Source organism: Paenibacillus sp. EPM92 (assembly GCF_016586185.1).
Taxonomy (GTDB): domain Bacteria; phylum Bacillota; class Bacilli; order Paenibacillales; family NBRC-103111; genus Paenibacillus_G; species Paenibacillus_G validus.
Window position 1 is genome coordinate 1 of sequence record NZ_BCPS01000041.1, and the last position, 9,422, is coordinate 9,422.

The window sequence follows — 9,422 nt, forward strand, 5'->3', positions numbered from 1 at the left end:
GGCGGCGGCAACAGGGGCGCACCCGTCCCGCTGCTATCGGCGGCGGGTGCGGCAGCTTGCGGAGCCGCCGGCCGGACCGGCTCCGAGCTGCAGCCGGTCGCGGCCAGCAGCGCGACCCCGAGCAGCAGAGCGGCGTTAGAGCGCTGCGGAATGGTTCTCATCGTCAAGCCCCCTCACATTCTGGAATCGTCGTCTTCCTACGAGGATCGAGGCTCGCTCGCGGGGAACGGTCGGTTCATGCCGAAGTCCACTTTTTCCCTTGCCAAGTGTCCCGGCGAACCAGTTCTTGGTCGAATGCGTTCAGCACTTCCCACTTCTTCAGGCTCCACATCGGACCGATCAACAAGTCGCGCGGCGCATCCCCGGTAAGCCGGTGAACGATCATGTCGGGCGGAAGCAGCTCCAGCGTGTCGACGACCAGGCTCACGTACTCATCTTTCTCGAGGAATTGCAGCAGCCCGGCTTCGTACTGCTTAACCATCGGCGTTTTGCGCATCAGATGGAGCAGATGAATTTTAATCCCTTGCACGTCCATATGCGCCACTTGCCGGCCGGTTTCCAGCATCATCTCGTGTGTCTCCTGCGGCAGCCCGTATATAATGTGGGCGCAAACGCGGATGCCGCGCGCCCGCAGCTTGGCGACGGCGTCCAGGTAGCAGGCGGTGTCGTGCGCGCGGTTGATGAGTTCGGACGTGCGTTCGTGCACGGTTTGCAGCCCCATCTCGACCCAGAGGTACGTCCGCTCGTTCAGCTCGGCCAAATAGTCGATCACATCGTCCGGCAAGCAGTCCGGCCGAGTGGCGATCGACAGCCCGACAACCCCGGGCTGCTGCAAGATCGCTTCATAATACTCACGGAGCTCTTCGACGGGAGCGTACGTATTCGTATAGGCTTGAAAATAACCGATATATTGCGCTTCCGGCCATTTCTGATGCTGCAGGTCGCGAATTTTGTTAAATTGTGTCACGAGGTCGTCGCGGCGGCTGCCGGCGAAATCGCCCGAGCCGCGGGCGCTGCAGAACGTGCACCCGCCGGTCGCAATGGTTCCGTCCCGATTGGGGCACGTAAAACCGGCGTCGAGCATCACTTTGAACACTTTGGTGCCGAATTGCCGGCGCATTTCGTAATTCCATGTATGAAACCGTTTATCTCCCCATAAACGGGGTCCGGTTGATTCCGTTGCTTGCATGGCGTATGGACTCCTTCAAATTCAGGTTGCTGCGAGCACGATGCTCTCAATCATTTTACAAAAAACAGGGCAGAAAAGCGAACTTTCCCTTGACAATAGCCCCTTGTCCCGAATCGGATAACAAGAAGCGCCGAGGTTCATCCTATGGTTGCAGGGCGGCTAACCAACTTTCGATTGGAGAAGGGAGATTTCTCACATCATGAACAAGTTCGGTAAAACAGTGCTTGCGTTAGCGTTGACGACTGCATTAGGTTTCGGAGGTCAGGCGTTCGCCGAGACAGCTGCTACCGGTACAACCGGAACTACCGGTACGTCGGGCACGTATGGAACTTACAACACCAACGGGACATACGGCACCGGAGCGACTAGCGCCACGGGCAGGGTTAACCCGACTACGACGGGCACGGCCGGCTACGGCCCTTCGACACCGGGCACAAGCACGACCGGAACGACAACCACGACGGGAACCGGCTACAACGACAACATGCTCGACCGCATGAACACTTACCCGAATACCGCCGATCGCACCGGCTACGGGTATGGAGGCAATTACAGTACGCTCTCGTACCGGACGAACACGGCGAACAACGCAACCACGGCGAACGGCAGCAATTGGGGATGGTTGGGCCTCCTGGGTCTTCTCGGATTAGCGGGCATGCGCGGACGCAGCAGGGACGAGGATGTAGACCGTGCGAAGTAAAGTATAAAGACGGAAAGCCAGCCTTCACGCACCGACTGCGGCCGAACCTTAAGCGAACGAACGATCGCCCGGGTTCGGTCTTTTCATTGCCGGTATTATTGAGTATAATCGACAAAGGAAAACGGCTGTCCCGGGTTTCAGAACAGGACGCGCGTAAATTGCGGTTGGAGGAAAATCGAGTATGCGGCTAAGAGGACGTAAAGGAATAAAAGAAGCGCTGGAGGCTCAGCCCGAGCTGGTTGTTTTGGAACCGCAGGCTCATAAGGGCCGTTGGCGGGAAGTGTTCGGCAATGACCGTCCGATTCATGTGGAGCTCGGCATGGGCAAAGGAAAGTTTATCAGCGAGCTAAGCGCGCTCAACCCGCAAACGAATTACATAGGCATCGACATGTACGACGAATTGATTCGCAGAGGCAGCGAGAAAGCACGCGATTCCCGTGAGGTTCATGGCGGCGACTTGTCGAATTTGCGGCTCGTTCGTTTCAATATCGAATATTTGGAGGACATCTTCGAGAGCGGTGAGCTGGACCGCATCTATTTGAACTTCAGCGACCCGTGGCCGAAAAAGAAGCACGCGCGCCGTCGGCTGACGCATGCCGCTTTTGTCCGTAAATACGAGAAAGTCCTGAACGATAACGGCGAAATTCATTTCAAGACGGATTCCCGCAGCTTGTTCGAATTTTCTTTGAACTCGTTCGCCGATCTCGGACTGAGGATGCGCAATATTTCGCTCGATCTGCATGCCGAAGGGCCGCGCACCGATCTGGTGATGACGGAATACGAGACGAAATTTTTCGAGCGGGGGATGCCGATTCACCGGGTGGAAGTCGTGATCGGCGAGAAGGCGCTGGCCGCTCATGTGAAGCGATTGGCGGAGGAAGACGAGGCGGGGGCTGAACCGGAAGGAAACGCGAACTAACTCCTGCGCCAAAAATAATGGAACGATCTCGCGTCTATTGGTTGAATGACGGTTCGCCCGTTTTCGTTCCGATGGTACCTTACCGGTCCGCTATATTTCACCGGGCTTCGTCATAAGCCCTCCATCTTACTTTCGTTATGACATTGGCGGAGCTTGGCTCCGCGCGAGAAAGCCCTGACCGCGGTCAGGGCTTTTCGGCTATGAAGACTTGGTCCAGCAGCCGGCAGCCGCCAGCTGATCGATGATCACGCGCGAACAATCCATCGGACGGTAAGCGGCTGCGCTGTTTCCGCGCGCTTCACGTCTATGCCGCATGACCGGATATTGCTCCGCCAGCATGTCAAACCAACGATTGACGGTTTCCGGCGAGCGTATCGGTTCCCCGAGCCCCTGCTGAATGAAATATTGAAGGTTTTCCTCTTCCTGGCCCGGGATCGGCTCGTAGAACAGCATCGGGATTCCCTTCGCCATAGCTTCCGTGCATGTCATGCCTCCCGGTTTGGTGATCAGCAAGTCAGACACGTCCATCCATTTGTCGATTTCATGGGTAAAACCGAGCAGGCGCACATGGGGATGTCGAAACCGCTCATCTGCGAGCAGCGCAGCTTTGGCTTTCTCGTTGCTGCCGAGGCAAATAACGAGCTGTATGTCCTCCCGCCGCTGCACGAGATGATCGAGGAACGCTTTTCCCTTCATTAATCCCCAACCGCCGCCCATCACGAGCACCGTCGGCATGGCCTTTAGCCCGAAGCGAGCGCGCAGCTCGTCGCGGTTGTGCGCCTTCCAGAAATTCGGGTGCACCGGAATGCCGGTCACCTGAATCGAATCGGCCGGTACGCCGCGGCTAAGCAAGGTTTGCTTGGCTTCCTCAGTGGGCACCAGGTAGGTGTTCACTTCACGGCTTACCCATGCCCCGTGAACGTCGTAATCGGTAATGACCGTACATAAAGGAACGTCGAGACCGATTCGTTTCAGACGGGAAACGACCGCGCTGGGGAACGGGTGCGTACACACGATCGTATCGGGACGCAGCTGACGGATGACGGCTGCCGCCTGTGCGTAAAAAATGCGGTGCAAGGCGAGCTGTGTCATGCGGTTCAGCGATTTTTTGTAACGCGACCTGTACACCATCCCATACAGTCTGGGCTGGGTGGATACCGTCTTCCGGTACGCCGTAAATACCCAAGGAGCCAGCATCGGGTGTAAAAACTTCCCGAGCTCCAGCACGCGGGTTTGAATATCCGGCGCAAGCAGGCGCAAACTTCGGGCCAGCGCGTGCGCCGCTTGCGTATGTCCCGCCCCGAAGCCTTCGGATAACAATAGAACCCTCTTTTTACGCATTGGCGAATTCCCTCCACCGGGTACCTTGTGATTTAGGCTTGCCTTCCATGGGGCTTGCTTCCTACAGCACGGCTACAGCCGAGACGGCGGTTACGGTTCCGATCAAGCTGCCGGCCAGACAATCGGAAGGATAGTGCAGGCCCAAATAAATACGTGAAACGCCGACCAAAGCGGCGACCGGCAGGAACAGTGCGAACGTCCACGGGCCGATAAACATCAGCGGTACCAGAACGGAGAATACCGCCGTCGTATGGCCGGAAGGAAAAGAGTGGTCGGTCAGCGGATTTTTGCAGGCGCGGGTATCGGGAAGGACGAGATAAGGGCGCAATCTGGGGTATTTCTTCTTAATAATAGCCACGGGCAAATGACTCACGGCCAGCGCCGCGCAGCTCTGAATGCCGGCCGTTCTCCAATCGCCGCCGGTGAATAGGGCAATGGACAACGCGGTGACGATCATGACCGTCGCGCCTCCGATATGGGTAAAGGCATTAAAGAATAAGTCAAGCACGTCGTGCTGAATACGCTGATTCACAAAACAAAACATCCGTTTTTCATGATGCTGCAGCCAAGTTACGACACGGCTCAAGAGTTATCGCCTCCTGCTGTGGAATTAGCTTTCGTCATGCGCTTACTTTTATTGTAGCTGTCAATTGTTAATGGAGTATCAACGGAAAGAATAGAAAAAATTAATGTTGCATTGACGCCCCGTTAACAATGTTTGGATAAGATAGCTTGTGAAGCTTGCCGCTTGTAACGTATCCCTTAATACGGCCGGCCAACCCGAAAGTTTCCTTTGCAGCTGCTTCCCGCCTCGTGAACGTCTTCAGCCGGGTAGACTGTACGGCGTGCCATACGGTCCATTGTATTCTTCAGCCGCCGGTTTCGTCTCACCGTAAACCGCCGATGCCGATTGCAGTTTCGACAAAACCCCGGTTTATGCTTCCAATGTCAGTTTTGTCTCAGGTAATCCGCCAACGTGTATGACGGTTTCGACAAAACCCGGCTTATGCTTCCGATGTAGTTTTGTCTCACGTCATCTGCTAACGCGGATTACTGTTTCAACAAAACTTGGAGGAGGTTAATTATGAGAGTAGCCCTGTTTACGGATACGTATGTGCCGGATGTGAACGGTGTTGCGCAAACGCTCGGTCGATGGGTGAATTACTTGGAAACGCGCGGGGTGGAGTGCATGGTGTTTGCGCCGTTAAGTCACTCGGCTGCCGAAACGAATCAACGGATGGTGGAACGATTTTACAGTATCCCTTTTTTATTGTATCCGGAGTGCCGAATGGCTATCCCGAACCCGATGAATCTGAAGAAAACGCTCAGAGCTTTTGCCCCCGATCTGATTCATTTGGCGACACCCTTCAACTTGGGGCTGGTCGGGCTGCATTACGCGAAGCGGCATCACATACCCGTGGTAGCGTCCTACCACACTCACTTCGACCAGTATCTCGCTTACTATAAACTGCAATGGATGGAGCCGATCCTGTGGAAATACATGCTTTGGTTCCATCAGGACTGTCAACGCATTTACGTTCCTTCCCGTTCCGCAAAGAAACATTTGGAGGAAAAAGGGCTCAATTTCGTAGAAATTTGGTCCCGCGGCGTCGATATGCAGCGCTTTCATCCGTTCGCGGATCGAAAGGAAGTGCTTGCCGCCCGCAACCTTTCTCCGGGTAAGTTCGTCATGTTATATGTTGGAAGACTGGCTCCCGAGAAGAGCGTCGACGTGTTGATGCGCACTTTCGAATCGTTGCCGGCACACATGCGGGCCTGTTCGCACTTGATCATAGCTGGCGACGGGCCGCTGCTAAAGCCGCTTACGGAGCAGTATGGAGGTGATCCCGACATAACGTTTACCGGCTTTCAGCAAGGCAAGGCGCTGAGCGATCTCTATGCCGCGGCCGATGTGTTCGTGTTTCCTTCTGCAACCGAAACGTTCGGTAACGTCATCCTCGAAGCGATGGCTTCCGGGACGCCGGTTGTCGGAGCGAACGCCGGAGGCGTGGCCGACAATATCGAGCACGGCCGAACCGGCTTGTTGTGCGCTCCCGGCCAAGTTTCGGAATTTGTCGAAGCGGCGCACAAAATTTTCACGGACCGCTCTTTTGCGCAAAAACTTGCTGCGGCCGGACGAACCTATAGCATGAAGCAATCGTGGGACGCGATTTTCGCCGGATTGTACGACAGCTGCCGGAAGGTGGCGGAAGCGTCGTTACGATCGCGTGAGGAGAAAGACGTCGTATTGAAATAGTTTGTACCCCGGCATCTTCAGCGTGAAGAAAAATATTTCCAAATGCAGCTTATAAAAAGTTTGAAAAACGATGAAAATAAGACGTAAAAAGATGGATGGCGAAGAACCTGAGCGGAATTGCGGAGCTTTTTCCCCGAAATGACAGAGATCTGACTTAATCAAGCGGCATTGCGCTTTTGACAAATCGGACCAAAGAGAGGAAAATCATATTCGGCGACCCACGCATTCCTGATCACGCCATCGAATCCGTATTAAAAGCGAAAACTAGAAAAGAAAGACAAAAGGGGTACATACAAAAAAAGGGGGATGTTTCATGTTGGACAGTATCCTGCTAGGCCTCCAAATTTTATTGGCTGTAATCGGAGGCTATCAGCTGCTTCTGTCGTTTTTCGGTTGGTATCGTCGTAAGAACAAGGCCAACCACGCGCCGCAAAAATCGTTTGCCGTACTCGTCGCTGCGCACAATGAGGAGCAGGTTGTCGGGGCGCTCATTGAGAATCTGAAGACGCTCGACTACCCTAAGGAACTGTACGATATTTTCGTTATTTGCGATAATTGCTCCGACAATACGGCGCAGATCGCCCGCGATATGGGCGTACACGCTTGCGAACGGAAAAATCCGAAGCTGCGAGGCAAAGGGTATGCCATTGAGTGGATGCTGAAGGAGCTTTGGAAAATGCCGCGTCAATACGACGCGATTGTCATGTTCGACGCCGACAATCTGGTGAACCCGGATTACTTGACACATATGAACAACGACCTGTGCAACGGCTCCAAAGTGATCCAAGCGTATCTCGATACGAAAAATCCGCATGACTCCTGGATCACCGCGGCTTATGCGATCACGTATTGGTATTGCAACCGCTTGTGGCAGCTGCCGCGGACAAATCTGGGGCTTGCCAACTACTTGGGCGGTACAGGCATGTGCTTTGAAACGAACTTGCTTAAAGAGATGGGCTGGGGCGCAACAAGCCTCGTAGAAGACTTGGAATTTACGATGCGCTGCGTCATGCGCGGCGTGAATCCGACATTCAACTACGATGCCAAAGTGTACGACGAGAAGCCGCTGACCTTCAAGGCCTCCGCGCGTCAGCGCCTGCGCTGGATGCAAGGCCACTTCGACGTCGCGCGCCGTTACTTCCTCCCGCTGTTCTGGTCGGGGGTTAAGGAGAGAAGCTGGGCCAAGATTGATACGGCGGTTTACGCACTGAACGTTTACAACGTCTTTATCGGCTCGATATTGACGATCGTGCTTTGGATTAACTTGATTGTTCCGAATTTCGAGAAGTTTACGTCGCTTTACGAAATGGCGCCGTTGATGTTCGCTATTTACTCCGTTCTGTCCTACGGTCAGTTCGTTACGGCGATCGTGCTTGAGAAAGCGCCGCTTAAGACTTACAAGTATTTGATCACGTTCCCGGTTTATTTGCTTTCCTGGTGGCCGATCACGGTTTACGCCTTCTTCACGCAGAACAATAAGCAGTGGAGCCATACGGAGCACACCCGTGTCATCCGGCTGGAAGAAGTGCAGAGCAAGCAGGCGGGATAGCTGTAAATGGGACATTGACTTTACCCAAGAACTTGTGATATATTGTTTTGGTGCGAAGAAGAAGCGCCCGCTTCTCACCTGCCCGACTAAGGTTGGCTGGTTATGAATGAGAGTGAATGGCATGAATGACTGATTATGCAATCGGATCGTTCGATCACTTGAACCTAAACCGACGTGGGCGCTAAGCGCCTACGTCTTTTTTATATAATCCTTTGGAGGTGGCAGGTTATTAGTACAGAGCACATGATTAATGATGACATTCGGGCGAGAGAAGTTCGACTGATTGGGGCAGACGGGGAACAACTGGGCATTAAGCCGATTCGTGAAGCGCTGCAAATTGCGCAGGATCTGAATCTGGATTTGGTGAACGTTGCTCCTACGGCGAAACCGCCGGTATGCCGCATTATGGACTACGGGAAATTCCGCTATGAAACGCAGAAGAAAGAGAAGGAAGCCCGTAAGAACCAAAAAATCGTGGAACTCAAAGAAATTCGCTTGAGCGCTACGATTGACGAACACGATTTCCAGACGAAGCTGCGCAACGTCACGAAGTTCTTGAGTGATGGCGATAAAGTGAAGCTTTCCGTTCGATTCCGCGGACGTGAGATCGCTCACGCAGAGATCGGGCAGCGCCAGCTGGAACGGATGGCAGCCGAAGTGGAAGAGCTGTGCGTGATCGAGCGCAGGCCGAAGCTGGAAGGCCGAAGCATGATCATGATCTTGTCGCCGAAGCAGCAGCAATAAACTTCATTCTTTAAGGAGGAACACCCCATGCCAAAAATGAAAACACACAGCAGCCTGAAAGGCCGTTTCAAGATTACAGGTACCGGTAAAGTGAAACGTTACAAAGCTTACAAAAACCATCTGCTGTCGGGCAAATCCGGCCGCCAAAAGCGCGTGCTCGGAACGAACCCGGTCATGGCTCCTGGCGATGTAAGACGCCTGAAGCAGCAGCTTGCTAACATCAAAGGTTAATTGTCAAATTACGATTCGTTTCGTTATCCATAAACAACATTCTTGGAGGTAGATTGTCATGGCAAGAGTAAAAGGCGGCTTTATCCGCACTCGTCGTCGCAAGAAGATTTTGAAGCTTGCTAAAGGTTATTTCGGTTCGAAACATAGATTATTTAAAACAGCTAAAGAGCAGGTTATGAAATCCCTGCTGTACGCATACCGTGACCGTCGTCAGAAAAAACGCGACTTCCGCAAATTGTGGATCGTCCGGATCAACGCGGCTGCTCGCCAAAACGGCCTGTCCTACAGCAAATTGATGCATGGCCTGAAACTTGCTGGCGTAGAAGTAAACCGCAAAATGCTTGCTGACCTCGCGGTTAACGATATCAGTGCGTTCAACTCGCTCGCCGAAACCGCTAAACAAAAGGTTAACGCTTAAAGATCAAACATTAAAACCCATGGAGCGCGCTCTGCTGTTCAGCAGAGTGCACTCCATGGTTTTTTTGTGTTATT

General features: G+C 53.6%; 10 protein-coding genes. 7 read left to right on the forward strand and 3 right to left on the reverse strand.

The window, feature by feature from the left end:
* Positions 1-235: 235 nt before the first annotated feature.
* Entirely contained in the window at positions 236-1,189 is a 954-nt protein-coding gene (mnmL, locus tag JMF85_RS07500) for a tRNA modification radical SAM protein MnmL/YtqA (protein WP_054797926.1), read from the reverse strand.
* A 199-nt stretch (positions 1,190-1,388) separates the two neighbouring features.
* On the opposite strand from mnmL, the gene JMF85_RS07505 reads away from it, so the two are divergent.
* On the forward strand, positions 1,389-1,889 hold the full coding sequence (locus JMF85_RS07505) for a WGxxGxxG-CTERM domain-containing protein (protein WP_054797927.1): 501 nt from the start codon (positions 1,389-1,391) through the stop codon (positions 1,887-1,889).
* 181 nt (positions 1,890-2,070) lie between these two features.
* The gene (gene trmB, locus JMF85_RS07510; RefSeq protein WP_054800200.1) at positions 2,071-2,808 is read left to right on the forward strand and encodes a tRNA (guanosine(46)-N7)-methyltransferase TrmB; all 738 of its coding nucleotides are present in this window, start codon (positions 2,071-2,073) and stop codon (positions 2,806-2,808) included.
* Positions 2,809-3,006: 198 nt separating this feature from the next.
* Here the strand turns inward: trmB and JMF85_RS07515 are convergent, their stop codons facing one another.
* Together JMF85_RS07515 and JMF85_RS07520 are read right to left on the reverse strand one after the other, a co-directional pair.
* Positions 3,007-4,149 carry an MGDG synthase family glycosyltransferase gene (locus tag JMF85_RS07515; RefSeq protein WP_155615629.1) on the reverse strand — a complete coding sequence of 381 codons (1,143 nt, stop codon included), beginning with the start codon at positions 4,147-4,149 and terminating at the stop codon, positions 3,007-3,009.
* Positions 4,150-4,210: 61 nt separating this feature from the next.
* On the reverse strand, positions 4,211-4,735 hold the full coding sequence (locus JMF85_RS07520; protein WP_054797928.1) for a phosphatase PAP2 family protein: 525 nt from the start codon (positions 4,733-4,735) through the stop codon (positions 4,211-4,213).
* A gap of 498 nt (positions 4,736-5,233) precedes the next feature.
* Between JMF85_RS07520 and JMF85_RS07525 the strand changes: the two genes are divergently transcribed.
* The 5 genes from JMF85_RS07525 to rplT all read left to right on the forward strand — a co-directional run bounded on the left by JMF85_RS07525 (position 5,234) and on the right by rplT (position 9,348).
* Positions 5,234-6,406: a glycosyltransferase family 4 protein gene (locus JMF85_RS07525; RefSeq protein WP_141336461.1), complete on the forward strand. Its 1,173-nt coding sequence runs from the start codon at positions 5,234-5,236 to the stop codon at positions 6,404-6,406.
* A 313-nt stretch (positions 6,407-6,719) separates the two neighbouring features.
* The gene (locus JMF85_RS07530) at positions 6,720-7,955 is read left to right on the forward strand and encodes a glycosyltransferase family 2 protein (RefSeq protein ID WP_054800199.1); all 1,236 of its coding nucleotides are present in this window, start codon (positions 6,720-6,722) and stop codon (positions 7,953-7,955) included.
* Between the two features lie 243 nt (positions 7,956-8,198).
* On the forward strand, positions 8,199-8,699 hold the full coding sequence (gene infC, locus JMF85_RS07535; protein ID WP_127610462.1) for a translation initiation factor IF-3: 501 nt from the start codon (positions 8,199-8,201) through the stop codon (positions 8,697-8,699).
* Between the two features lie 27 nt (positions 8,700-8,726).
* Positions 8,727-8,930 (forward strand): 50S ribosomal protein L35, encoded by a 204-nt coding sequence (rpmI, locus tag JMF85_RS07540; RefSeq protein ID WP_054797929.1) that lies wholly within the window; start codon positions 8,727-8,729, stop codon positions 8,928-8,930.
* A gap of 58 nt (positions 8,931-8,988) precedes the next feature.
* Entirely contained in the window at positions 8,989-9,348 is a 360-nt protein-coding gene (gene rplT, locus JMF85_RS07545) for a 50S ribosomal protein L20 (protein ID WP_127610464.1), read from the forward strand.
* The last annotated feature ends 74 nt before the right edge of the window (positions 9,349-9,422 follow it).

Coding starts and splice junctions, on each gene's coding strand:
- rplT (WP_127610464.1), top strand. CDS start 8,989: ATGGCAAGAGTAAAAGGCGGCTTTATCCGCACTCGTCGTCGCAAGAAG.
- mnmL (WP_054797926.1), bottom strand. CDS start 1,189: ATGCAAGCAACGGAATCAACCGGACCCCGTTTATGGGGAGATAAACGG.
- JMF85_RS07525 (WP_141336461.1), top strand. CDS start 5,234: ATGAGAGTAGCCCTGTTTACGGATACGTATGTGCCGGATGTGAACGGT.
- JMF85_RS07515 (WP_155615629.1), bottom strand. CDS start 4,149: ATGCGTAAAAAGAGGGTTCTATTGTTATCCGAAGGCTTCGGGGCGGGA.
- infC (WP_127610462.1), top strand. CDS start 8,199: ATGATTAATGATGACATTCGGGCGAGAGAAGTTCGACTGATTGGGGCA.
- JMF85_RS07505 (WP_054797927.1), top strand. CDS start 1,389: ATGAACAAGTTCGGTAAAACAGTGCTTGCGTTAGCGTTGACGACTGCA.
- rpmI (WP_054797929.1), top strand. CDS start 8,727: ATGCCAAAAATGAAAACACACAGCAGCCTGAAAGGCCGTTTCAAGATT.
- trmB (WP_054800200.1), top strand. CDS start 2,071: ATGCGGCTAAGAGGACGTAAAGGAATAAAAGAAGCGCTGGAGGCTCAG.
- JMF85_RS07530 (WP_054800199.1), top strand. CDS start 6,720: ATGTTGGACAGTATCCTGCTAGGCCTCCAAATTTTATTGGCTGTAATC.